This window comes from Rhodanobacter sp. OR87 (assembly GCF_000473345.1).
GTDB classification, from domain to species: domain Bacteria; phylum Pseudomonadota; class Gammaproteobacteria; order Xanthomonadales; family Rhodanobacteraceae; genus Rhodanobacter; species Rhodanobacter denitrificans.
In genome coordinates, this window is sequence record NZ_AXBJ01000009.1 from 38,900 (window position 1) to 61,683 (window position 22,784).

Genomic DNA, 22,784 nt, shown 5'->3' on the forward strand with positions numbered 1-22,784 from the left:
TTCAGTCGCCGGCGCCGGGCTGGATCAGCCGCGACGTGAAGGCGGCCCAGCTGCCGACCAGGCCGGGCAGCTGGCCGAGCCGGGCGACCTGGCGCAGGAACTCCGCGCGCGGCATCTCGACGGCGCCCAGACCCAGCGTATGCGGGTTGGCGACCTGGGCGTCGAGCAGCGGGAAATCCATCGCGTGCAGCAGCCGCGCCAGCGTGACCAGAGCGAGCTTGGAGCCGCCGCTCTCGGCGCTGAACATCGACTCGCCGCAGAACAGCCGGCCGACCGCCACGCCGTAGATGCCGCCGACCAGCCGCTCGCCATCCCACACCTCGACGCTGTGTGCGTGGCCCAGCCGATGCAGTTGCACGTAGGCGTCGATCATCGCCGGCACCAGCCAGGTGCCGGCGTCGCTGGCGCGCGGCGCGGCGCAGGCGCGGACGACCTGCTCGAACGCGTGGTCCACGGTCAGCCGCCAGGGCTTGTCCCGGAGCTGGCGACGCAGGCTGCGGTTGATCCGCAGGTCGGCGGTATGAAACACGCAGCGCGGGTCGGGCGACCACCACAGGATCGGCTCGTGCTCGCCGAACCACGGGAAGACACCGAGGCTGTATGCGGCCAGCAGCCGGCGCGGCGACAGGTCGCCGCCGAACGCGAGCAGTCCGTTCGGCTCGGCCAGTGCGTGGCACGGGTCGGGAAAGCGGTCCCAGGCTTCGGCATCCAGCAGCGGCAACCGGTTCATCGATCGACCTCGCCGTGATCGGCATAGGGGCTGTGATCCCCCAACTCGGTGGCATAAGCGTCGACCGCTTCGGCCTCGCTGGCAAGCGCCGCGGCCACCGCGGCACGAAAATCCGGGTTTGCCAGGTAGTGGCGCGAGTGCGTGCGCGCCGGCAGGAAGCCGCGCGCCAGCTTGTGCTCGCCCTGCGCGCCGGGTTCGAAGCGGTCGAGTCGGTGCGCGATCGCGTAGTCGATGCCGCGGTAGTAGCACAGCTCGAAATGCAGGCCGGGCACGTCCACCGCAGCGCCCCAGTAGCGGCCGTACAGCACCTTGTCGCCCTGCACGAACAGCGCCATCGCCACGATGGCTGCGCCGTCGCGGGCCAGGGCGAGCTGCGCGGTCGATCCCAGCGTGCCGAGCTGGCGAAAGAACGCGACGGTCAGCGCGGCGTGGTTGCCCTTCATGTCGAAGGTGGCTTCGTACAGTGCATGCACGCGCTGCCATTCGTCGTCATGGAGCGAGTCGCCGCTGCGCCACTCGATGGCCAGTCCGCTCGCCGCCACCTGGCGGCGTTCGCGCAGGATGTTCTTGCGCTTCTTGTGGTTGAGCGCGGCGAGGAAATCCGGGAAGTGCCGGTAACCGCGGTTGTGCCAGTGGAACTGCACGTCCGAGCGCGCCAGCCAGCCGTCACCGAATGCGGCGAGCTCGGCCGGCTGCAGGAAATTCGCGTGCACCGATGACAGGCCCAGCCGCTCGGCTTCGCGGCGCATCGCCTCGACCAGTTCGCGCTGCAGCGATGGCGTGCGTGCGTCGTTGCCGGCCAGCAGGCGCGGACCGGCAACGGGCGAGTAGGGCACGCCGTTGAGCAGCTTCGGGTAGTACTCGCCGCCGGCGCGTTGCCACGCGCTGGCCCAGCTCCAGTCGAACACGAACTCGCCGTGCGAGTTGCCCTTCAGGTACAGCGGCGCGGCGGCGAGCAGGCGGCCGTCTTCGTACAGGCCCAGGTGATGGGCCTGCCAGCCCCAGTCGGGACGGATGCAGCCGCTGCGTTCCAGCGCGTCCAGCAACGCGTGCGACACGAACGGGTTCGCGTCGGCGCGCAGGGCATCCCACGCCGCGGCTGGCAGCCCGGCAATCGCGTCGTGGAAGCGGATGTGCATGGCGTGGCGCTTGCCGTAGGAGCCCGCTGGCGGGCGATGCTCTTGCTTTCGCGAATCCCGAATCCCGAATCCGGAATCCGGCTCCAAGAGCATCGCCCGCCAGCGGGCTCCTACGCGGGACGGGTCAGGCCGCCGGCGTCTGCTGATCCAGCCAGCGTTCCGCGTCCAGCGCCGCCATGCAGCCGAAGCCGGCCGAGGTGACGGCCTGGCGGTAGATGTGGTCGGCCACGTCGCCGGCGGCGAACACGCCCGGCACCGAGGTCATCGTGGCCATGCCGCTCTGGCCGCTGTGGATCCTGATGTAGCCGTCGTGCATGTCGAGCTGGCCCTCGAAGATGCCGGTGTTCGGCGTGTGGCCGATCGCCACGAAGAAGCCGGTGGCGGCGATGTCGCGGGTGGCGCCGGAGTTGACGTCCTTCACGCGCACGCCGGTGACGCCGGTGTCGTCGCCGAGCACCTCGTCGATGCTGTGATTCCAGACCAGCTCGATCTTGCCGGCGGCGGCCTTCTCGAACAGCTTGTCCTGCATGATCTTCTCCGCGCGCAGCTTGTCGCGGCGGTGCACCAGGTAGACCTTGCGGCCGATGTTGGCCAGGTACAGCGCTTCCTCGACCGCGGTGTTGCCGCCGCCGATCACCACCACGTCCTGGTCGCGGAAGAAGAAGCCGTCGCAGGTGGCGCAGGCCGAGACGCCCTTGCCCTTGAACTTCTCCTCGCTTTCGATGCCGAGGTACTTGGCGGTGGCGCCGGTGGCGACGATCAGCGCGTCGGCGGTGTACTCGCCGGAGTCGCCCTTGAGCCGGAACGGGCGCTGCTTCAGGTCCGCCGTGTGGATGTGGTCGAAGATCATCTCGGTGTGGAAGCGCTCGGCGTGCTCGGCCATGCGCTGCATCAGCGCCGGGCCCTGCAGGCCTTCGACGTCGCCCGGCCAGTTGTCCACGTCGGTGGTGGTCATCAGCTGGCCGCCCTGCTGCAGGCCGGTGATCAGGGTCGGCTTGAGGTTGGCGCGGGCCGCGTACACCGCAGCGGTGTAGCCGGCGGGGCCGGAGCCGAGGATCAGCAGGCGGCTGTGTTTGGGGGCGACGCTCATGGTTATAATCCTTGGGTTTTCGGGTGACTTGAGTGGCTATTCGCTCCGACCCCTGCGGCGGTTTCCTTCCGGGCCGCTGCGGGCGATGACGACGGAGCGCACGACCCCGGAAGAATGGGGAATATGCGGCACCGATTCAAGGCATCGGCAGATCGGCGGCACGACCGCGTCGACGGCGCGATGGGTTCAACCTTCCATTAGGACTCCTTCTCCATGCGCATCGGCATTCCCTGCGAAACCAAGACGATGGAAGGGCGCGTCGCGCTCATTCCCGCTGCTGCCGCCGACCTGGCGCGCCGCGGCCACGAGGTGTTCATCCAGTCCGGTGCCGGACTGCAAAGCGGCTTTGCCGACGCGGCCTACACCCGGGAAGGCGTCACGGTGGTGGCGGACGCCGCCGCGCTGTACGCGGCCGGCGAGCTGATCGTGAAGGTGAAGGAGCCGATCGCCGGCGACCTGGCCCTGCTGGAAAAGCGCCATCTGCTGTTCTGCTACCTGCACCTGGCCGCCGAGCCCGAGCTGACCCGCCGCCTGCTCGACATCGGCCTCACCGCCGTGGCGTTCGAGTCGGTGACGGAGAATGGCGTGCTGCCGCTGCTGCTGCCGATGTCGGTGATCGCCGGCCGTATCGCCACCCAGCTCGGCACCACGCTGCTGCATCGCCCCCAGGGCGGCAAGGGCAAGCTGCTTGGCGGCATGGCGTCCACCCCGCGCGGCAAGGTGGTGGTGCTCGGCGCCGGTGCCGCTGGCGGCAATGCCGCGGCGCTGGCCGCGGCCGCCGGCGCCAACGTGGTGGTGTTCGACAAGCGCCAGGACCGCCTGGCCGAGATGATGGCGCTGGGCCCGAACGTCACCGCGCTGTATGCCTACGAGTCGTCGGTGGCCGAGGAAGTGCGCGACGCCGACATCGTGGTCGGCGCGGTGCTGATCCCCAGCGCGCGGGCGCCGCACGTGGTCAGCGAGGCGATGGTCAGGACGATGGAGCCGGGCAGCGTACTGGTGGACATCGCGATCGACCAGGGCGGCTGCTTCGAGACCTCGAAGCCGACCACCTGGGAGAAGCCCACCTACGACGTGCATGGCATCACCCATTTCTGCGTGACCAACATGCCGGGTGCGGTGCCGCAGACCTCGTCGCTGGCGATTTCCGCCGCGATCCTGCCCTACGTGCAGCGCCTGGCGGCGGGCAACGCGTGGCGCCAGTTCGCCCCGCTGAATAGCGGCATCAATGTCGACGGCGGCAAGCTGGTGCATCCCGCGCTGCAAGGTATGCTCTGAGCTTGGGCAGGAAAGGGATACCAAGAGTGGCGCGCAGCACGAACGTCAGGCAACCACAGAAGGAGGGACTCAGCGAAGAGCTGAAGCGACGGCTGCGCGAAGCCGGCGCCTTGCTGCTGCTGCCGCTGGCGCTGTACCTGCTGGTGTGCCTGTTCAGCTACAACCCGCACGACCCGAGCTGGACCAATGCCGGCCAGCTGGAACATGCACGCAATTTCGGCGGCACCGTGGGCGCCTACATCGCCGACTTGCTGCGCTGGATCTTCGGCCTGGTCGCCTACTGTTTCCCGCTGTTGCTGCTGCTGCTGGGCGTGCAGGTGCTGCGCCAGCGCGGCGAGCAGGCGGTGCATCCGTGGGAGCCGGCATTGCGCCTGATCGGCTTCGTGTTCTTCTTCATCACCGGCCCGGCGCTGCTGTACCTCAATTTCCACGACGAGCCGGTACTGCCGCAGGGCGTGGGCGGCATCATCGGGGTGTGGGTGGGCGACGCCCTGCTCAGCGCGTTCGGCGACAAGGGCGCGCCGCTGCTGCTGCTGGCGCTGTTCCTGATCGCGGTGACGCTGGCCACCGGGCTGTCCTGGTTCAAGGTGATGGACTGGACCGGGCATGGCGTGCTGAGGCTGGTCGACTGGCTCAAGGGCAAGCTGCGCGAGGCGCCGCAGGCACTGGCCGCAAGGCAGGCGCGCACCGAGCGCGAGGTGGTCAAGAAGGCCGACGCGGTGCGCCAGGCCAGGCGCGAGCCGGTACGCATCGAGGCGCCGCCCGCGCCGGTGACCAAGAGCGAGCGGGCCCGGCTGGAAACGCAGATCCCGCTGTTCGTCGGCGCCGCCGCGCCGGGCGAGCTGCCGCCGCTGTCGCTGCTGGACGAGGCGCCGCCGCAGGGGCCGGGCTATTCCGAGGAAACCCTGGAGGTGCTCTCGCGCCAGGTCGAGTTCAAGCTGAAGGACTTCAAGATCGACGTGAAGGTGGTCGGCGCCTACCCGGGCCCGGTGATCACCCGTTTCGAGATGGAGCCGGCGCCGGGCATCCGCGGTTCGCAGGTGTCCAGCCTGGACAAGGACATCGCGCGCGGCCTGTCGGTGGTCAGCGTGCGCGTGGTCGACGTGATCCCCGGCAAGAACGTGATCGGGCTGGAGATCCCCAACGCGCACAAGCAGATCGTCTACCTCTCCGAGATCCTGCGTTCGGACAAGTACGACCAGACCAAGTCGCCGCTGTCGCTGGCGCTGGGCAAGGACATCGGCGGCAAGCCGGTGGTGGTCGACCTGGGCAAGATGCCGCACTTGCTGGTGGCCGGCACCACCGGCTCGGGCAAGTCGGTGGCGGTCAACGCGATGGTGCTGAGCCTGTTGTACAAGGCCAGTCCGAAAGACGTGCGGATGATCATGATCGACCCGAAGATGCTGGAGCTCTCGGTGTACGAGGGCATCCCGCACCTGCTGGCGCCGGTGGTCACCGACATGAAGGAAGCGGCCAACGCGCTGCGCTGGTGCGTGGCCGAGATGGAGCGCCGCTACAAGTTGATGGCCGCCGTTGGCGTGCGCAACCTGGCCGGCTTCAACAAGAAGGTGAAGGACGCCGAGAACGCCGGCCAGCCGCTGCTGGACCCGCTGTTCCGGCCGAACCCGGAGATGCCGAACCTCGCCGCCGAACCGCTGGAGCCGCTGCCGTACATCGTGGTGTTCATCGACGAATTCGCCGACATGATGATGATCGTCGGCAAGAAGGTGGAGGAGCTGATCGCCCGCCTGGCGCAGAAGGCGCGCGCCGCCGGCGTGCACCTGATCCTGGCCACCCAGCGCCCGTCGGTGGACGTGATCACCGGCCTGATCAAGGCGAACATTCCCACCCGCATCGCGTTCCAGGTTTCCAGCAAGATCGACTCGCGCACGATTCTCGACCAGAGTGGCGCCGAGACCCTGCTTGGCCACGGCGACATGCTGTACCTGCCGCCGGGCACTGCCACGCCGGAACGCGTGCACGGCGCCTTCGTCGACGACCATGAGGTGCACCACGTGGTCGCCTGGCTGAAATCGCAGGGCGCGCCGAACTACATTGAGGGCGTGCTGGAAGAGGCGCAACCGACCAGCGACGGCAAGTTCATCAACGACTCGGGCCTGCCGCAGGAAGGCGAAGAGGGCGGCGACGCCGACACCCAGCTGTACGACAAGGCCGTGGCGATCGTCACGCAGACCCGGCGCGCCTCGATTTCCGGCGTGCAGCGGCACCTGCGCATCGGCTACAACCGCGCCGCGCGGCTGGTCGAACAGATGGAGCAGGACGGCGTGGTCAGCGCCCCGCAGCACAACGGCAACCGCGAAGTGCTGGCGCCGCCACCGCCGAAGAATTGAAATGAGACCCGCAGGAGCCTGCTGGCAGGCGATGCCTTTCGATGTACCGAAGGGCAGCGCGCACGGAGTGCGCTCCTACGGTTCGGTTAAGCCAGTGCTGTCCACAATTGCGGCATGTCACCACCTTCCGGGAATCCGATGAAACGCCTCACCATCGTCGCCGCCGCGTTCCTGCTGTCGCTGGCCAGCGCGGCCCAGGCCGCCACCGGCCCCGCCCGCGCGCGGCTGGATGCGTTTGCCAGCGGCCTGCATTCGCTGACCGGCCACTTCAGCCAGACCCTGACCGACATCAACGGCCACGCCAGCAAGGCCAGCTCCGGCACGCTGGCGCTGCAGGCGCCGCGCCAGTTCCGCTGGGACACCACCGCACCGTACAAGCAAACCATCGTGGCCGACGGCAGCCGAGTGTGGATGTACGACCCGGAGCTGGAGCAAGTCACCGTGCGCATCCAGTCGAGCGAGGAGGCGCACAGCCCGCTCACCGTGCTGACCGACCTCGCGCAGATGGACAGGGACTTCAAGGTGGTCGAGCGAGGCCAGCACGACGGCCTGGCCTGGCTGCGGCTCAGTTCCACCGCGAAGGACCCGCAGTTCGACTACGCCGACCTCGGCTTCGACACGAACGGCCTGGCCCGCATGACGTTCCGCGACCAGCTCGGTTCCACCACCGAGATCCGCTTCTCCGGCTGGCAGCGCAACGTGCCGATTCCGCCGGCCACCTTCAACTTCGTGCCGCCGAAGGGCGCCGACGTGATCGGCGACGCGCCGGTGATCGACGTACAGCCGCTGAAGGACTGATGCAGCAGCCGGATGATCTGCGGACCAGCGGAGCCAGCTGGCCGTTTCCGGTGCACGAGCAGGGTATCGTCGCGCTCACCGATTACGCATGAGGCCGCTGACCGGGCAGCGCGGAGATGTCATGCCGGCCGCTTGCTGGTTATCTGCAGCAGGCCGCGCATGATCGCCAGTGGCTCGGGCGGGCAGCCGGTGACCACGGCATCCACCGGGATGATGGCACTGACCGGCCCCCGGGTCGCATAGTTGGCGCCGAACAGGCCGCCGCAGGCCGCGCAGTCCCCCACGGCGAGCACCCACTTGGGATCGGGCATCGCTTCGTAGGTTTGCCTGAGTGCGTCTTCCATATTGACCGAGACCGGTCCGGTGACCAGCAGCAGATCGGCATGGCGCGGACTGGCCACAAACCGTATGCCGGCGCCTTGCAGGTTGTAGTACGCGTTGCTCAGCGCGTGGATTTCGAGCTCGCAACCATTGCAGGAGCCGGCGTCGACATGGCGAATGCACAAGGCGCGCCCGAACACGGCGTGCAGCTCGCGCTGGATCGCGGTTGACGCCGTCTCGCCGGTATCCGGCACCGGATACGGTTCGCTCAGGCGGCCGGTTCGACGAATGCGTGACAGGATATCGAACATGCGCGCTTACCCGTCGTGTCCGCTGTAGGAAAGGTTGAAGGATTTGTTGATCAGCGGGAAGTCCGCCACGATGTTGCCCAAGATGGCGACTTCGAGCAGCGGCCAGTTCTGCCACGAGGGATCATGCGCGCGGCAGCGCCGGATGCCACCGGCGGGGCCGGTTTCCAGCGCCAGCATGACCGGACCGCGCCAGCCTTCGATCAGGCCGATGCCGAGCTGACCGGCGGGCGCCACCGGCACGTCGCAGACCCGCTCACCGGCTGGCAGCGCCTGCAGCCATTGCCGGCACAGCCGCAGTGATTCGAGCGTCTCGTCGAAGCGCACCTGCACGCGCGCCGCCACATCGCCTTCGGTGCTCGTGGCCAACGTCGGCGACGAGTGATCGTACGGCGACCATGGCTGGTCCACGCGCAGGTCGCGGGCGACGCCGGAAGCACGCCCGGCCAGGCCGATCGCACCCAATGCGGCAGCCTGGGCGGGGGTCAATCGGCCGGCACCGAGGAAACGATCCTGCAGGCCCGCGTGTCGAGCGTAGATTCCACGCAGGTCGCCTACCGCGTGTTCCAGTGCCGCGATCTCGTCGAGCATGCCCGGCAGCGCGCGTGCCGGCAGGTCGCGGGCGACGCCGCCGGGTACCACAAAGTCAAACAGGTAGCGCTGGCCAAACAGCGCCGCGTTGTGCCGCAAAAGCTGCTCTTTCAGGCTGGAAAACTGGGTCTGGCCGAAGGCAAAGCCGGCATCGTTGGCCAGTCCGCCGAGATCGCCCAGATGATTGGCGATGCGCTCGCGTTCGAGCGCCAGTGCACGCAGGACGAGGGCGCGCGGCGAAGGTGTGCTGGCGGTGATCGATTCCAGCGCGGCGCAATACGCCCAGCTGAAAGCCACCGTCGAATCGCCGCAGATATGGGCGGCCAGGCGGTGGGCGTCGCGCTGGGCCAGCGCCTCGAAGCGCTTGGCGATGCCCTTGTGCGTGTAACCGAGGCGAACCTCCAGGCGCAGCACCTTTTCGCCTACCACGGCCAGCTGGAAACGCCCCGGCTCGATGGTGCCGGCATGCACCGGACCGGCGGTCATCTCGTGCACGCCGTCACCGCTGACCGGAACGAAGGGATACGGGCTGCTGGTCACTGGCCAGGTCTGGGTCGCCGCGACGTCGCGGCGCAGCGGGAACACATCCTCCGGCCAGCCGCCGTGGCGCAGCCACGGCCGCGTATCGCCAGCGTCGGCGCGGATGCCGAGCAGGTCGTAGGTTGCGCGCTGCAGCCGCCCGGCCACCGGAAAGCGTGTGGCCAGCGAGGGGTAGATTGCCTGGCTGGCGGGCATCGCGTGCTCCACCACGACCACCCGATCGCGCAGCAGGTAGGCCGCGTGCACGCGCAGGCACCGGTCGCGGTCACGATCATCGCTGCCCCACAGCGACAGCAGGTCCGCACCGGCTTCGCGCATCGCGTCCGCGGCCTCGCACCAGCGAGTGGCATCGACCTGTACGCGGCAGGCCGCCACGTTGGAGGGCAAGGCCGCACATTCGGTGTCGAGAAAGTCAGGCCACATGGGATTCATCCGATCAGGCTCGCGGCGAGCCGATACCATTGGGCCAGGGCGGGCGGTATGTACAGGCCGAGCATCAGCACGATCGACAGGTGCACAAACACCGGCACCAGTGCCGGCGGGTGCGGCAGGCGCTGTGCATCCGTTTCGCCGAACACCATCGGCTGCACCTTGAAGAAGATCGCGGCGAATGCCACGGCCAGCGCGACGAGCAGGAACGGTGTCGCCCACGGGTGGTCGCGCATGGCCGTGATCAAGACCATGTATTCACTGGTGAATACGCCGAACGGCGGCGTGCCGAGGATCGCCAGCGAGCCCAGCATCAATCCCCAGCCGACGGTGGGACTCACCGCCAGCAGGCCGCGGATGCCATCAATGCGCTGGGTGCCCGCGATCTGCGAGGCATGGCCGGCGGCGAAGAAGATCGCCGACTTGGTCAACGAGTGCACCGTCATGTGCAGCAGTGCGGCGAAATTTGCCAGCGGCCCGCCCATGCCGAACGCAAACGTGATGATGCCCATGTGCTCGATCGAGGAGTAGCCAAACAGACGCTTGATGTCGCGTTGACGCCACAGCAGGAACGCCGCCAGCACCGTCGAGAGCAAACCGAACGCCATCAGCATGCGTCCGGGCAGCGCCGAGTGCATCGCGCCGGCCGCAAGGATCTTGCAACGGACCACAGCGTACATCGCCACGTTGAGCAGCAGCCCCGACAACACCGCCGAGACCGGCGTGGGGCCCTCCGCATGGGCATCGGGCAGCCAGTTGTGCAGGGGGGCGAGACCGACCTTGGTGCCGTAGCCGACCAGCAGAAAGACGAACGCGAGCCCGATCACCGTCGGATCGAGCTGCCCTTTCACCGCGTTGAGGTGGGTCCACAACAGCGCTTTCATGCCCTCGCCACCGAGCAGCCGCTCTGCCGCGAAGTACAACAGGATCGTGCCAAACAGCGCCAGCGCGATACCGACGCCGCACAGGATGAAATATTTCCAGGCCGCCTCGATGCTGGCGCGGGTGCGGTACAACGACACCAGCAGCACGGTCGACAGCGTCGCCGCCTCCATCGCGACCCACAGCAGCCCCATGTTGTTGGTCGACAGTGCCACCAGCATGGCGGCCATGAACAGCTGGTACATGCTGTGATAGAGCCGCAGGCGGTGCGTGTTGAGTCGACCGTGATCCTGTTCGATACGCATGTAGGGGCGCGAAAACACCGCCGTGGTGAAGCCGATCAGCGCGGTCAGCGCGATCAGGAACACGTTGAACGGATCGACGAAGAACTGCTCGTGGGCCACGGTCATCGAGCCGTGGCCGATGATCCTGAGTACCAGCGCCGCGGCGGCGATCAACGTCGCCAGGCTGATCACGACGTTGAGTTCGGCGGCGGAGCGCCGCGCACCGAGCACGGCCAGCACGATCGCACCGAACAATGGAGTACCCAGCACCCACGCAAGCTCCACGTCAGTCCTCCTTGAGTGCTTCGAGCTGATGCAGGTCGAGGCTGTCGAACTGCTCGCGAATCTGGAAGAAGAAGATGCCGAAAATGAACACGCCGACCAGCAGATCGAGCGCAATCCCCAGCTCGATCACCATCGGCATGCCGTAGGTCGTGCTGGTGGCGGCGAAGAACAAGCCGTTCTCCATCGCCAGGAAACCGATCACCTGGGTCACCGCCTTGTGTCGGGCAATCATCATCAGGAAGGCCAGCAGGATCACCGCCATCGCAATGCCAAGCGTCTGTCGGGTGACGGTGGTGGCCAGCGAACTGATCGGCTGGGCCAGCCCGAACGCGAAGATCACCAGACCCAGCCCAACCAGCATCAGGGTGGGAATGTTCACCAGCGGATCGCTGTCGCCCTCGATGCCCAGGCGACGCATCAGCCGCAGCAGGATCCACGGCATCAGCCAGACCTTTTCGATCAGGGTCAGCGCGGCGGAGTAATACAGATGCTGCAAGTGCGCTGTGACAGCGACCAGCAGCGTGGAGGCGGTCAGCACCACACCCTGCCAGGCCAGCAGCACGATCAGCCGCCGTGTCCGCCGCTGTGCGAGCATGGCGAACGAGATCATCAGCAGGCCGGCGGCGAGCACATGCAGCAGCTGGGTGGCGAGGTTGAGTGGAGGCATCATTCAGGATTGCAGCAGTAGATGAACGAGCAGGCCCAGCACGGCGAGCAGGAACGCCATGCTCAGGAACTCCGGCGCCCGGAAGATGCGCAGCTTGGCCGAGACCGTTTCAATCACCGCCAACACCGCGCCGGCGACGGCCAGCTTGGCCAGCAACCACACGATGGCAAGCAACAAACCCCATGGGCCGGCCGTGTGCGGCGCGATGCCCCAGGGCACGAACAGCGTGAAACCGATGCACGCATAGTTGAACAGCTTCAACCAGGACGCCCATTCGATGAGGGCCAGATGGCGCGCGGAATATTCCAGCACCATGGACTCATGGATCATGGTCACTTCAAGGTGCGTGCCGGGGTTGTCGATCGGAATGCGGGCGTTCTCGGCCAGCAACACCATCACGAAAGCGACGCCGGCGAAGGCCAGACTCGGATGCAACGTCAACCCATCGGCGTCCAGGGTGCCTTTCACGATGGTCGGCAACGCCGTGCTGCCAAACATCAGAAACGCGTTGAACAACACCATCAGCAACGCCGGCTCAGCGAGAAATCCGATCATCATTTCGCGTCGCGCGCCCATGCTGCCGAAGACCGTGCCGATATCCATCGCCGCCAGGGCGATGAACACGCGTGCCGTTGCGAACAGGCCGACCAAGGCGATGGCATCGGCCACCCTGGCGAGGGGCAGGTCGGTGGTTACCGAGGGAATGATCGCCGCCGCCGTGGCCATGGCGCCGAACACGGCGTAGGGCGCGGCGCGGAACAAGGGCGAGGCCTGCGTGGCCAGCGCCGCATCCTTGCGGAACAGCTTGCGCAAGGTGCGGTAGGGGAGCAGCAGGGGAGGGGCCGAACGATTCTGCAGCCAGGCTCGGCATTGTGCGACCCATCCGGCCAACAGCGGCGCCAGTGCCACGGCCAGTACCACACCGCCGAGCTGGCTGACGAGCGCGAGTGCGTTCACAGGACGAACACCAGCAATACGATCAAAGTCAGGAAGCTGTACAGCAGATAGATGGCCAGACGTCCGCGCTGCAGCACGGACAGCGCATCGGCCAGCCAGCCGACGATGCGGGCCAGCGGAAGATACAGCCCATGCCAGAGGTGGTCATCGATCTGGATGCGGTAACGCGGGAGCTGATCATCCGGCGAAGGCACTTCGCGCTCGATGCGAAAAAACGGCCCGAACATGTGCCGGATCGGCTGACCAAATCCTTCGGCGGTGTCCTGCATGCGCGGGGTCAGCTCGGGGTAACCGCAATTCCATGGTGACACCCGGCGCACACGACCGTGGTACATCCGCCGTACCAGCACGAACATCACCGCGATCACGCCGGCCATGCCCAACAGCAGCCACAGGCCACTGTAAGAAGCCTGTGCCTGCGCCACCGGAGCGATCCACCATGGCGCCGGGCCGCGCTGGATCACGGTGCCGAGCAGGGTCTGGGTCACGCCAGCGATGGCATCCAGCGCGGCTTGCGGAAACACGCCAATGAGGATGCAGCCCAACGCCAACCAGGCCAGCCCCACCCGTTCGAGCCAGCCCGCATCGTGGGCCTGCATCAGTGAGGGTTCACGTGGCTGGCCGAGAAATATGACACCGTAGAATTTGACCATCACGTAGCCGGCCAGCGCGGCGGTGAGTGCCACCACGGCCGCGCCCAGTGGCACGATCATGTTGATGAACGCATGCGGGATGGACGGCGTGGACAAGAATGCCTGCAGCAGCAGCCATTCGGAAACGAAACCGTTGAGCGGTGGCAACCCGGCGAGGGACAGGGTGCCGACGAGGGCCAGCGTGGCGACCCATGGCATCCGCCGGATCAGCCCGCCGAGTTTGCCCAGGCTGCGCTCGTGGGTGGCGTGCAGAACCGAGCCGGTGGCGAGAAACAGCAGGCTCTTGAATAGGGCGTGATTGAGTGCGTGCAGCAACGCGGCGGTGAGTGCCAACGCCGCCAGCAGGCGCATGTCGAACGCGTAGCACAGCAGCGCCAGGCCAAGCGCGGCGAAGATCAGGCCGATGTTCTCGATGGAGGAATAGGCCAGCAACCGCTTCATGTCGGTCTGTACGGCAGCGAACACCGCACCGAACAGCGCCGTGGCCAGTCCCACCGCCAGCGTCAGCATGCCCCACCACCATGGGCCGGCGTGGAGCAGATCGAAACTGATCCGCAACATGCCGTAGACCGCCACCTTGAGCATCAAGCCACTCATCATCGCGGACACCGGTGAGGGCGCGGCCGGGTGGGCTTCCGGCAACCACACATGCAAGGGCACCAGGCCCGCCTTGGCACCGAAACCGAACAAGGCCAGCAGGAAGGCTGCCGCGGCCCAGGCAGGCGACAGGGTGGCCGCACGCATCGAATCAAACGTCATCAGCCAGCTGCCGCCGTGCAGCACACCGAAGCAAAGCAACAATGCCAGTGCCCCCACGTGCGCCATCAGCAGGTACAGGAAGCCGGCGCGCTGGATCTCCGGAATACGGTGTTGGGTGGTCACCAGGAAGTACGAACTGAGCGCCATGGTTTCCCACGCCACCATGAACAGATAGGCGTCATCGGCCAGCACGACCAGCGCCATGCTGGCCAGAAATACGTGGTACTGCAGGCAGAGCAGCCCCGGCGCCGTGCCTTCGCCTTGCCGGAAGTAACCGGCGGCGAAGATGGAGATGCCAGCCCCCGCACTTCCAAGCAGCAGCAAGAAGAAGCCTGACAGCGCATCCAGACGCACATGAAACGGCATGTCTGGCAGCCCGAAGGCAAGCACGCTGGTCTGCGCGGCAAAGCCCGTGGCCAGGGACATGGCGCCCATGCCGGCCATGCCCAGCGCGACCAGCGCGCCCAGTGGGAATAGCGTGCGTGCGACCCAACCGATGCGATTGGACTGGACCAGGCCGAGTGCACCAATCAGCAACCACGAAGCAACCAGAACCAGCAACGCCGTCAGTGCCGTGGTTGTCGTCAGTGCACTCACCCCATGCATACGGTGGACCCGAGCAGGTCGCTGGTTGAGCGGCCGTTGAGCGGCGCCGTCTGGACGTTTGTCATGATAATTTTATTATCATAGTATGATGATCTAGTGTATAGCCGATGATACTCGCATGCCAACAGAAAGCCGTACGGCCCGCCTGACTGTCCTGATCGATCCACGCAAGAAGGCGGTGTTCGAGCGCTTGTGTGCGGGGGACGACACCACGCCGTCGCAGGTGGTGCGCCAGCTGATCCGGGACTATATCGAGCAGAAGTCCGGGCACTCCTGGCAAAGCGAGTACAACCTTGCTGAAAAGACCGCGACTGCAGCCAAGAGGCCGCGGACGCGCTAGCGGCTGCCAGCGTCACGTGTCGGTGCCATAGCTGCAGGGATGGGGCGGGAAAGGACGACGGGAAACAGCGTGGCGGCGGGCCGATCGCCGCCCGGACAAACACGGGCTTCGTTGAGCGCCCGAGGTGAGCTGCATCGAACTGGACAACGCAGCCCTCATGCGGGCACGCGTACCATGTCAGGAATCAGCCGCCCGGATGGACCTGTCGCGGTGGGGACACGCTGATACGGGGCATCGACGCCGACGCGGCTTGAGCACCGCTCAGCTGGCGACGGCGCAACGGTTGCGACCGGCGCGCTTGGCCTCGTACAGCGCCTTGTCGGCGCGCGACAGCCATTGCTCGATCGACTCGCCCGGCCGCAGCGCGGCGATGCCGATGCTGGCGGTCACCGGGATCGGGCGCCCGTCGTGGTTCACCGTGGTGGCGGCCAGCGCCGCGCAGATGCGCTCGGCGATCTCCCGCGCCAGCGACAATGGCGTGTCGGGCAGGCACAGCACGAATTCCTCGCCGCCGTAGCGGCCGACCAGGTCGCCCTGGCGGCAGTGTTGCCGGATCACCTCGATCGCGCCGCGGATCACGGCGTCGCCGGCCAGGTGGCCGTGGGTGTCGTTGATCAGCTTGAAGCGGTCCAGGTCGAACAGCGCGATGCAGCTCGGGCCGGCCTGGGCGCGTTCGCGCTCGAGCCGGGCCAGCTCCAGGAAGCGGCGGCGGTTGTAGACGCCGGTCAGGCCGTCGGTGCTGGCCAGTTCGTCCAGGCGCCGGTTCGCCACGAGCAGGTCGCGCGTGCGCTCGTCGACCTGCCGCTGCAACTGTGCCGCCTGCCGCCCCAGGTACAGGGTGCGCAAATGCACCAGCGTGGCGATCAGCACCGCCAGCAACAGGGCGGCGACCACCCGGCTGAGGGTGGTTTCGTACCAGCGCGGCTTGACCGTGAGCGCCAGGTCGGTCTCGACCGTGCGTGGCTGCAGGCCGCGGGTGGCGGCGCGCAGGCGCAGCCGGTACTGGCCGTGTGGCAGGCTGGTGTAGATCGCACTGGGCAGGCTGCCCTTGGGGATGTTCGTCCAGTCCTCGTCGAGGCCGTCCATGCGGTAGCTGTAGGCGGTTTCCATCGGTGCCTGGTAGTCGAGCAGGGCGAAGTCCAGGCGCAGGTTGCGATTGCCGCGATCCAGCGTGACCTTCGCGCCGCTGGCCGGCAGTTTGCCGAACGGCATGGCCACGCCGTTGACGACGGCGTTGGTGATCGCCAGCGGCGTGGTGGCGACCGCAGACGGTTGCCAGTGCGGGCGGATCACGGTCAAGCCGCCCAGCCCGCCGAACAGCAGCTCGCCGCCGGGTGCACGTGCCGCGGCGACATTGACGTAGCTGGCGATGTGCAGGCCGTCGCGGGTGCCGAGACTGATGGCCTCGTGTGTATCGCCGTCGATCCTGGCCACGCCGTTGGACAGGCTGGCCCAGAACCGGCCGTGGTCGTCGGCCAGCACCGCGGTGACCTTGTTGCTGGACAGGCCCTGCGCCGGGCCGACCGTGCGGAAGCGCCACGATTCGCTGTCGACGGGAGGGTCGACGATGCCCAGGCCGTCGAAGGTGCTGACCCAGACCTGGCCGTGCGGGCCGCGGCTGATCGAGCCGATCAGGTCCTGCGGCAGGCTGGCGGAGTCGTCGGCGCGATGGCGCAGGTTGATGAAGCGGCGCGGCAGGCTGTCGCCGCGGGCGATGCTGAGGCCGCGGCTGGTGCCGTACCACCAGTCGTCGCCCACCTGCGCGATGTAGCGCACGGTATCGCTGGCGAGGCTGGCCGGATCGCTCGGCACGTGGCTGGCGTGTTCCAACGTGCCGCTGCGGGTGTCGTAGCGGTAAAGGCCGTCGTAGGTGCCGATCAGCAGGTGCGTACCGTCGCGCCTGAGGCTCAGCACCGGCTTGTCGTGTAATGCCGGCAGCACCGAATCCGCGATCGCCAGCGTGTCCGGATCGATCCGCGCCAGGCCCTGGGTGCCGACCCAGATCGAACCGTCGACTTCGGCGAGGCTGCGCACGTCGCGCTGGGTCTGGCTGCCGTCCAGGTGAAGGTGGCGCATGCGGCCGGCCTTCAGGTCGATCACGTCGATGTGGCCGGCGCCGAGGCCCAGCCAGATCCGCCCGCGCGAGTCGACGAAGATGCTGTGCACGTTGGTGTCGGACAGCGCGTTGCCCTCCAGCGGCGACGGCAGCAGCGAGAACGCGATGCGCGCCTGCGGGTTGTGGTGCGCGACGCCCAGGTCGGTGGCCGCCCAGATGTTCCCGGAGCGATCGCGCAGCAGCGCGCGCACCGAGTCGCCGGGCAGCGACGAAGGCACGGCCGGGTCGTGATCGATCCGCCGCACGCCGGTGTCGCCGGGCGTGTATTCGAGCACGCCGCCACCGTCGGTGGCGATCCATACCGCGCCGCCGGCGGTCTGCAGCAAGTCGCGCACGGTCGAGTGGCGTGCGCCGTCGGGGTAGCCGCTGAAGCCCGGCACGCCGTGCCAGCGGCCGTCGGTATCGCGATACGCCGCGCCGGCCTGCACGCTGCCCGCCCACAGGCGGCCTTCGCGATCCTGCATGACGGACCAGATCTGGTTGCCGAGCACCGCAGCGGCGGGACCGTCCGGCGTCGACGGCCGCACGAAGACGTCGCTGCCTGCGCGGCGCACGAACAGGCCGTTGTTGTTGCCCAGCCACAGGTTGCCGTGCCGGTCCTGCAGCACGCTGAAGTTGCGCGGTGAGGTATCCGGCCCGGTGTCCACCCGGCGGATCGCGTCGGTGCGCAGGTCGAGGTGGTTCAGTCCGTTCTCGGTGGCGATCCAGACACCGCCGGCATGATCTTCGCCGAGCGCGTAGATCTTGCGGTCGGAGAGGCCGCCGGCACCGACCGGATAGACGCGAAAGCTGTTGTCTGCCTGCTCGAAGCGGGCCACCCCGCCGGTATTGGTGCCGATCAGCAGGCTGCCATCCGGCAGCGCAAGCAGGCTGCGCACGTAGGCGTCGGGCAGGCCGGGCGCCTTGCCGCTGCCGGCGCCGAATACCTGCAGGCGATAGCCGTCGTAGCGGACCAGGCCGCCCATGGTGCCGATCCAGATCAGGCCGTCGCGGTCCTGGGCTATAGCGGTGGTGACCGAATGCGGCAAACCGTCGGAAATGCCGACCTGGTCGAACCAGGGGGCATCGAACGGCGCCCACGGATCGCCGCTGTCGGCGCGCGCCGCGGAGCCCAGCAAAAACAGCAGAAAGAGACCCGCCAGAGGCAGCCGGAAACGCCGGCGACGGCGATGCGCGTCGCTCATGCGTGGCGGCACCCGCCTGTCGGGCGTGCGTCGGCACGACCCGTCGTGATCCTTCCCCTGAAGGGAAGCGGCCCCCTTCTGCATCCTGCCCCCGGCGACACGCAGCGGGTCAAGCACCGCCGCGTGCCGGAATCATACCGGCAATCCGCTGCCATCAGATGAATCGGCAGGCATGGCTTATCATGCCCGGATGCCCCGTCCCGCCTCGCCATCCAGCCCCGGCCTGTTCGCCGAACCCGATGCGCTCAAGCCGCTGGCCGAACGCATGCGCCCGCGCAGCCTGGACGAGATCGTCGGCCAGCAGCGCCTGGTCGGCCCGGACAAGGCGCTGCGCCGCGCGCTGGAGGCCGGCAAGATCCACTCGATGGTGCTGTGGGGGCCGCCCGGTTGCGGCAAGACCACGCTGGCCTTGCTGGTGGCGCGTTACGCCGATGCGGATTTCCGCGCAATCTCCGCCGTGCTGTCCGGCCTGCCGGACGTGCGCAAGGCGCTGGCCGAGGCCGAACTGAACTTCGCGCAAGACCGGCGCACCGTGCTGTTCGTCGACGAGGTGCACCGCTTCAACAAGACCCAGCAGGATGCGTTCCTGCCGCACATCGAGCGCGGCGTGATCATCTTCATCGGCGCCACCACCGAGAACCCTTCGTTCGAGCTGAACTCCGCGCTGCTGTCGCGCTGCCGCGTGCACGTGCTGGAACCGGTCTCCACCGACGACATCATCGCCGCGCTGAAGCGCGCGCTGATCGACAGCGAACGCGGCCTCGGCGAGCTGCAGCTGCAGGTGGGCGACGAGGCGCTGGACTCGATCGCCCAGGCCGCTGACGGCGACGTGCGGCGCGCGCTGACCCTGCTGGAAATCGCCGCCGAACTGGCCGCCGACGGGCGCATCGACGAGGCCACCCTGGCCCAGGTGCTGGCCGACCGCACGCGCCGCTTCGACAAGCAGGGCGAGCAGTTCTACGACCAGATTTCGGCGCTGCACAAGTCGGTGCGCTCGTCCGATCCCGACGCGGCGGTGTACTGGCTGTGCCGCATGCTCGACGGCGGCGTCGACCCGCTGTACCTGGCCCGGCGCATGACCCGCATGGCGGTGGAAGACGTCGGCCTGGCCGAGCCGCGTGCCTGGCGCATGGCGCTGGACGCGTGGGATACCTACGAGCGCCTGGGCAGCCCCGAGGGCGAACTGGGCCTGGCCCAGCTGGCGATCTGGCTGGCCATCTCGCCCAAGAGCAACGCCGCCTACCTGGCCTACAACAAGGCCCGCGACGCGGTGCGCAGCGGCGGCACGCTGGAAGTGCCGATGCACTTGCGCAACGCGCCGACGAAATTGATGAAGGGCCTCGGCTACGGCAAGGGCTACCAGTACGACCACGACGCCGAAGGCGGCATCGCGCTGGACCAGCAATGCCTGCCCGACGAATTGGCCGGCAGCGTGTTCTACGAGCCGGTCGAACGCGGCCTGGAACTGCAACTGCGCGAAAAGCTGCTGGCCCTGCGCGCCGCCCGCGCCAAGGCCCGCGGCAAATAACGTCGGCTGCTGCGCGCACCCTTGCCGCCGCCCCGGTGCCCGACCTAGATTCGCCGCATCGACCGGGAGGGTGAACCATGCGCGTACTCGTGGCAGGTCTGATCGGCGGCATCGTGATCTTTGCGTGGGGCGTGGCGGCGCACATGGCGCTGGGGTTGGGTAATGTCGGCATCCAGATGCCGGCCAACGAAAGCGTCGTGTTGAACAGCTTGCATGAAGGTCTCGGCGATCAGCCGGGCGTTTACATCCTGCCGTCGCTGGACCCGAAGCGGATGGGCGACGAAGCAGTGATCAAGGCTTATTCGGCCAAGGCAGCGACGTCGCCGTACGCCTGGGTGGTCTACCTGCCGCAAGGCGACGACCTGATGCAGATGGGGCCGCAGATTGGCCGGCAGTGGGCGTCCGATACGCTTGCCGCGCTGGCGCTGGCCTTCGTGCTGGGGCTGGCCGGGCTGGGTTTCCGCCGGCGCGTGGCGCTGGCTGCGGCCGCGGCGGTCTTTGCCTGGCTGAGCACGACGCTGCCGTACTGGAACTGGTATCGCTTCCCGCTCGATTTCACCCTGGCCGCGTTGGTCGAGCAACTCGTCGGCTGGCTGCTCGCCGGCGCTGCGATCGCCTGGTGGCTGGGTCGCAGTGAACGCAAGCTGGCCAGATGAGTCGCTGCTTTGCCCATCCCCTGCGACTGAAGAAGTCTCCTTGTGGGACGTGCAGCAGGGGAGGGCTGGGGCGGGGTGAAGTCCTTACGTCAGTCGGGCGTCGCATTGCGGCCACCGCCACCCGACAGCGATAATTCACGGTTCAAGCCTTCACCTGGACTTTGATCATGCTGGATCCCGCCCTGCTGCGTTCGCGCCTCGCCGAAACCACCGCGCGCCTTGCCGAAACCCGCGGCTACACGCTCGACGTGACTGCCGTCGAGTCGCTGGAGAACACCCGCAAGCAGCTGGCCACCGAGACCCAGGATCTGCAGAACCTGCGCAACACCCGCTCCAAGGCGATCGGCCAGGCCAAGGCCAGGGGCGAGGACACGGCATCGCTGATGGCCGAAGTCGCCGGTATCGGTGACAAGCTCAAGGCCAACGAGCAGGCGTTGACGGAGGTGCAGGCGAAGCTCGCCGACATCGCGCTGGGCATCCCGAACATCCCGCATGTGTCCGTGCCGGTCGGCAAGGACGAGAAGGACAACGTCGAGGTCAGCCGCTGGGGTACGCCGCGCGAGTTCGCCTTCACAGTGAAGGACCACGTCGAACTGGGCGAGCGCCACGGCTGGCTCGACGGCGACGCTGGCGCCAAGCTGTCCGGCGCGCGCTTCACCGTGCTGCGCGGCCAGCTCGCCCATCTGCACCGCGCGTTGGGCCAGTTCATGCTCGACCTGCACACCGCCGAGCATGGCTACCTCGAATGCAACGTGCCGGTGCTGGTCAACGCCGACAGCATGCAGGGCACCGGCCAGCTGCCGAAGTTCGAGGAAGACCTGTTCGCCACCGAAGTGGGCGAGACGAAGCGCTACCTGATCCCCACCGCCGAGGTCTCGCTGACCAACCTGGCGCGCAACACCATCCAGGACGCCGACGCACTGCCGCTGCGCATGACCGCGCACACGCTGTGTTTCCGCGCCGAGGCCGGCAGCTACGGCCGCGACACCCGCGGCATGATCCGCCAGCACCAGTTCGAAAAGGTCGAGATGGTGCAGATCGCCCGCGCTGACCAGTCGCATGCGCAGCTGGAGGAAATGGTCGGCCACGCCGAGAAGGTGCTGCAGAAACTCGGCCTGCCGTATCGCAAGGTGCTGCTGTGCAGCGGCGACATGGGCTTCACCGCGGTCAAGACCTACGACCTCGAAGTGTGGCTGCCCAGCCAGCAGACCTACCGCGAAATCTCCAGCTGTTCCAACTGCGAGGATTTCCAGGCGCGCCGCCTGCAGGCCCGCGTGCGCAACCCGGACACCGGCAAGCCCGAACTGGTGCACACGCTCAACGGTTCCGGTCTCGCCATCGGTCGCACCCTGATTGCGGTGATGGAGAACTACCAGAATGCCGACGGTTCGATCGACGTGCCCGAAGTGCTGCGCCCGTACATGGCTGGTCTGGACAGCATCGCGTGAACACGCCGGCATCCGGGTACGGCCGCTGGGGCAAGGTGGAGTTCTACACCAGCTTCTTCCTGCTGGCGGTGCTGGCCACCGTGATCGGCATGCGCCTCGGTTTCGACGGCGTGTGGCGGATGCCCGCGCTCGACCTCGACCTGTCCATGGCGGCCATGGCACTGGTGCTCGCCAGCTTCTGGTTCGCCCGCCGCAGCCGCCGCTGGCGCCTCGCCATCATCGCCTTCGCCAGTGCCACCCAGCTGGTGCCGATGGTGGTACGCGAACCGGTGCTGCTGGTTCCGCTGCTGGGTGCGTTGATTCCGGTGGGGATTCTCGTGGGTTGCCTGGTGGCGTTGTCGAAGAAGGGCACCTGACTGTAGGAGCGCACTCTGTGCGCGATGCTTTTGGTCACGTGACGAAGAGCTCGCGCACAAGGTGCGCTCCTGCAGAATCGGAACCACGATCATCTGGCTTCCCCCACAGGCACCCGTCGCCGTGTTCCTGATAGCATGGCGACCCTCGCAGAAGATCGCGAACAAGTCTGGAGAGATGGCCGAGCGGTTTAAGGCAGCAGTCTTGAAAACTGCCGTAGTGGCAACACTACCGTGGGTTCGAATCCCACTCTCTCCGCCAGATATGCAACTAAGCTCATGATTTCATGGGCTTTTTTGTTGTATTCGTTTGACGTATCACGCTTTGTTCCCACCTGCTGCAACGTGCCATAACCGCTAGTCTTGCCTCCATTCGAACGGGGCGTTATGACAATTACTGTTCCCCTCAAGGGACTTAAATCCAAAAGTGTCGCCAGCCTAAAGCCGGGGGCCTTCTTCTACGAAGTGTCGGCTAGGGGAGCTGTGCGCGA

At 67.3% G+C, this 22,784-nt stretch carries 18 protein-coding genes and 1 tRNA gene; 9 read left to right on the top strand and 10 right to left on the bottom strand.

The features are described 5' to 3' along the window. Position 1: 1 nt before the first annotated feature. The 3 genes from aat to trxB form a co-directional block, all read right to left on the bottom strand. Positions 2-730, bottom strand: coding sequence for a leucyl/phenylalanyl-tRNA--protein transferase (gene aat / locus RHOOR87_RS0109915; RefSeq protein WP_027484924.1), 729 nt, complete (start codon positions 728-730; stop codon positions 2-4). Continuing rightward, complete coding sequence (locus RHOOR87_RS0109920) at positions 727-1,869, bottom strand: peptidogalycan biosysnthesis protein (protein ID WP_027484925.1); 1,143 nt, start codon at positions 1,867-1,869, stop codon at positions 727-729. The genes aat and RHOOR87_RS0109920 overlap by 4 nt, the downstream gene beginning before the upstream one ends. Positions 1,870-1,993: 124 nt before the next feature. Continuing rightward, complete coding sequence (gene trxB / locus RHOOR87_RS0109925; protein WP_027484926.1) at positions 1,994-2,959, bottom strand: thioredoxin-disulfide reductase; 966 nt, start codon at positions 2,957-2,959, stop codon at positions 1,994-1,996. Positions 2,960-3,172: 213 nt separating this feature from the next. Between trxB and ald the strand changes: the two genes are divergently transcribed. The 3 genes from ald to lolA all read left to right on the top strand — a co-directional run bounded on the left by ald (position 3,173) and on the right by lolA (position 7,386). Then, positions 3,173-4,237: an alanine dehydrogenase gene (gene ald / locus RHOOR87_RS0109930; protein WP_007508086.1), complete on the top strand. Its 1,065-nt coding sequence runs from the start codon at positions 3,173-3,175 to the stop codon at positions 4,235-4,237. 26 nt (positions 4,238-4,263) lie between these two features. Then, positions 4,264-6,588 (top strand): DNA translocase FtsK, encoded by a 2,325-nt coding sequence (locus tag RHOOR87_RS0109935; RefSeq protein ID WP_027484927.1) that lies wholly within the window; start codon positions 4,264-4,266, stop codon positions 6,586-6,588. Between the two features lie 138 nt (positions 6,589-6,726). Then, positions 6,727-7,386 carry an outer membrane lipoprotein chaperone LolA gene (gene lolA / locus RHOOR87_RS0109940; RefSeq protein WP_007508089.1) on the top strand — a complete coding sequence of 220 codons (660 nt, stop codon included), beginning with the start codon at positions 6,727-6,729 and terminating at the stop codon, positions 7,384-7,386. A 119-nt stretch (positions 7,387-7,505) separates the two neighbouring features. Here the strand turns inward: lolA and nuoB are convergent, their stop codons facing one another. From nuoB to hyfB, 6 genes are read right to left on the bottom strand one after another with little or no spacing between them, the layout of a single operon-like run. Then, positions 7,506-8,018, bottom strand: a complete 513-nt coding sequence (gene nuoB, locus RHOOR87_RS0109950; RefSeq protein ID WP_027484928.1) for an NADH-quinone oxidoreductase subunit NuoB — start codon at positions 8,016-8,018, stop codon at positions 7,506-7,508. A 6-nt stretch (positions 8,019-8,024) separates the two neighbouring features. Next, positions 8,025-9,569 (bottom strand): NADH-quinone oxidoreductase subunit C, encoded by a 1,545-nt coding sequence (locus RHOOR87_RS0109955; RefSeq protein ID WP_231381760.1) that lies wholly within the window; start codon positions 9,567-9,569, stop codon positions 8,025-8,027. 5 nt (positions 9,570-9,574) lie between these two features. Beyond that, positions 9,575-11,026, bottom strand: coding sequence for a hydrogenase 4 subunit F (locus RHOOR87_RS0109960; protein ID WP_015447952.1), 1,452 nt, complete (start codon positions 11,024-11,026; stop codon positions 9,575-9,577). A gap of 1 nt (position 11,027) precedes the next feature. Next, the gene (locus RHOOR87_RS0109965; protein ID WP_007508097.1) at positions 11,028-11,696 is read right to left on the bottom strand and encodes a formate hydrogenlyase; all 669 of its coding nucleotides are present in this window, start codon (positions 11,694-11,696) and stop codon (positions 11,028-11,030) included. Continuing rightward, the gene (locus tag RHOOR87_RS0109970; RefSeq protein WP_027484930.1) at positions 11,697-12,650 is read right to left on the bottom strand and encodes an NADH-quinone oxidoreductase subunit H; all 954 of its coding nucleotides are present in this window, start codon (positions 12,648-12,650) and stop codon (positions 11,697-11,699) included. Beyond that, a complete protein-coding gene (gene hyfB, locus RHOOR87_RS0109975; RefSeq protein WP_015447950.1) occupies positions 12,647-14,668 on the bottom strand; it encodes a hydrogenase 4 subunit B in 2,022 nt (673 codons plus the stop codon). Before hyfB ends, RHOOR87_RS0109970 begins: the two co-directional genes overlap by 4 nt. A gap of 118 nt (positions 14,669-14,786) precedes the next feature. Here hyfB and RHOOR87_RS0109980 point away from each other — a divergent pair, with 118 nt between their 5' ends. After that, complete coding sequence (locus tag RHOOR87_RS0109980) at positions 14,787-15,008, top strand: hypothetical protein (RefSeq protein WP_015447949.1); 222 nt, start codon at positions 14,787-14,789, stop codon at positions 15,006-15,008. Between the two features lie 261 nt (positions 15,009-15,269). Here RHOOR87_RS0109980 and RHOOR87_RS0109985 read toward each other — a convergent pair whose 3' ends face one another. Continuing rightward, positions 15,270-18,308 (bottom strand): ligand-binding sensor domain-containing diguanylate cyclase, encoded by a 3,039-nt coding sequence (locus tag RHOOR87_RS0109985; protein ID WP_027484932.1) that lies wholly within the window; start codon positions 18,306-18,308, stop codon positions 15,270-15,272. A gap of 190 nt (positions 18,309-18,498) precedes the next feature. On the opposite strand from RHOOR87_RS0109985, the gene RHOOR87_RS0109990 reads away from it, so the two are divergent. The 5 genes from RHOOR87_RS0109990 to RHOOR87_RS0110010 all read left to right on the top strand — a co-directional run bounded on the left by RHOOR87_RS0109990 (position 18,499) and on the right by RHOOR87_RS0110010 (position 22,555). Next, the gene (locus RHOOR87_RS0109990; protein WP_027484933.1) at positions 18,499-19,836 is read left to right on the top strand and encodes a replication-associated recombination protein A; all 1,338 of its coding nucleotides are present in this window, start codon (positions 18,499-18,501) and stop codon (positions 19,834-19,836) included. 77 nt (positions 19,837-19,913) lie between these two features. Next, the gene (locus RHOOR87_RS0109995) at positions 19,914-20,492 is read left to right on the top strand and encodes a hypothetical protein (protein WP_007508110.1); all 579 of its coding nucleotides are present in this window, start codon (positions 19,914-19,916) and stop codon (positions 20,490-20,492) included. 167 nt (positions 20,493-20,659) lie between these two features. Then, positions 20,660-21,940 carry a serine--tRNA ligase gene (gene serS / locus RHOOR87_RS0110000; protein WP_027484934.1) on the top strand — a complete coding sequence of 427 codons (1,281 nt, stop codon included), beginning with the start codon at positions 20,660-20,662 and terminating at the stop codon, positions 21,938-21,940. Continuing rightward, positions 21,937-22,296, top strand: a complete 360-nt coding sequence (locus tag RHOOR87_RS0110005) for a hypothetical protein (RefSeq protein ID WP_007508114.1) — start codon at positions 21,937-21,939, stop codon at positions 22,294-22,296. The genes serS and RHOOR87_RS0110005 overlap by 4 nt, the downstream gene beginning before the upstream one ends. 169 nt (positions 22,297-22,465) lie before the next feature. After that, positions 22,466-22,555, top strand: a tRNA-Ser gene (locus tag RHOOR87_RS0110010). Positions 22,556-22,784: the final 229 nt, after the last annotated feature.

Coding starts and splice junctions, on each gene's coding strand:
- RHOOR87_RS0109955 (WP_231381760.1), bottom strand. CDS start 9,569: ATGTGGCCTGACTTTCTCGACACCGAATGTGCGGCCTTGCCCTCCAAC.
- serS (WP_027484934.1), top strand. CDS start 20,660: ATGCTGGATCCCGCCCTGCTGCGTTCGCGCCTCGCCGAAACCACCGCG.
- RHOOR87_RS0109995 (WP_007508110.1), top strand. CDS start 19,914: ATGCGCGTACTCGTGGCAGGTCTGATCGGCGGCATCGTGATCTTTGCG.
- ald (WP_007508086.1), top strand. CDS start 3,173: ATGCGCATCGGCATTCCCTGCGAAACCAAGACGATGGAAGGGCGCGTC.
- RHOOR87_RS0109980 (WP_015447949.1), top strand. CDS start 14,787: ATGCCAACAGAAAGCCGTACGGCCCGCCTGACTGTCCTGATCGATCCA.
- RHOOR87_RS0109965 (WP_007508097.1), bottom strand. CDS start 11,696: ATGATGCCTCCACTCAACCTCGCCACCCAGCTGCTGCATGTGCTCGCC.
- RHOOR87_RS0109985 (WP_027484932.1), bottom strand. CDS start 18,308: ATGAGCGACGCGCATCGCCGTCGCCGGCGTTTCCGGCTGCCTCTGGCG.
- lolA (WP_007508089.1), top strand. CDS start 6,727: ATGAAACGCCTCACCATCGTCGCCGCCGCGTTCCTGCTGTCGCTGGCC.
- aat (WP_027484924.1), bottom strand. CDS start 730: ATGAACCGGTTGCCGCTGCTGGATGCCGAAGCCTGGGACCGCTTTCCC.
- nuoB (WP_027484928.1), bottom strand. CDS start 8,018: ATGTTCGATATCCTGTCACGCATTCGTCGAACCGGCCGCCTGAGCGAA.
- trxB (WP_027484926.1), bottom strand. CDS start 2,959: ATGAGCGTCGCCCCCAAACACAGCCGCCTGCTGATCCTCGGCTCCGGC.
- hyfB (WP_015447950.1), bottom strand. CDS start 14,668: ATGCATGGGGTGAGTGCACTGACGACAACCACGGCACTGACGGCGTTG.
- RHOOR87_RS0109920 (WP_027484925.1), bottom strand. CDS start 1,869: ATGCACATCCGCTTCCACGACGCGATTGCCGGGCTGCCAGCCGCGGCG.
- RHOOR87_RS0109990 (WP_027484933.1), top strand. CDS start 18,499: ATGCCCCGTCCCGCCTCGCCATCCAGCCCCGGCCTGTTCGCCGAACCC.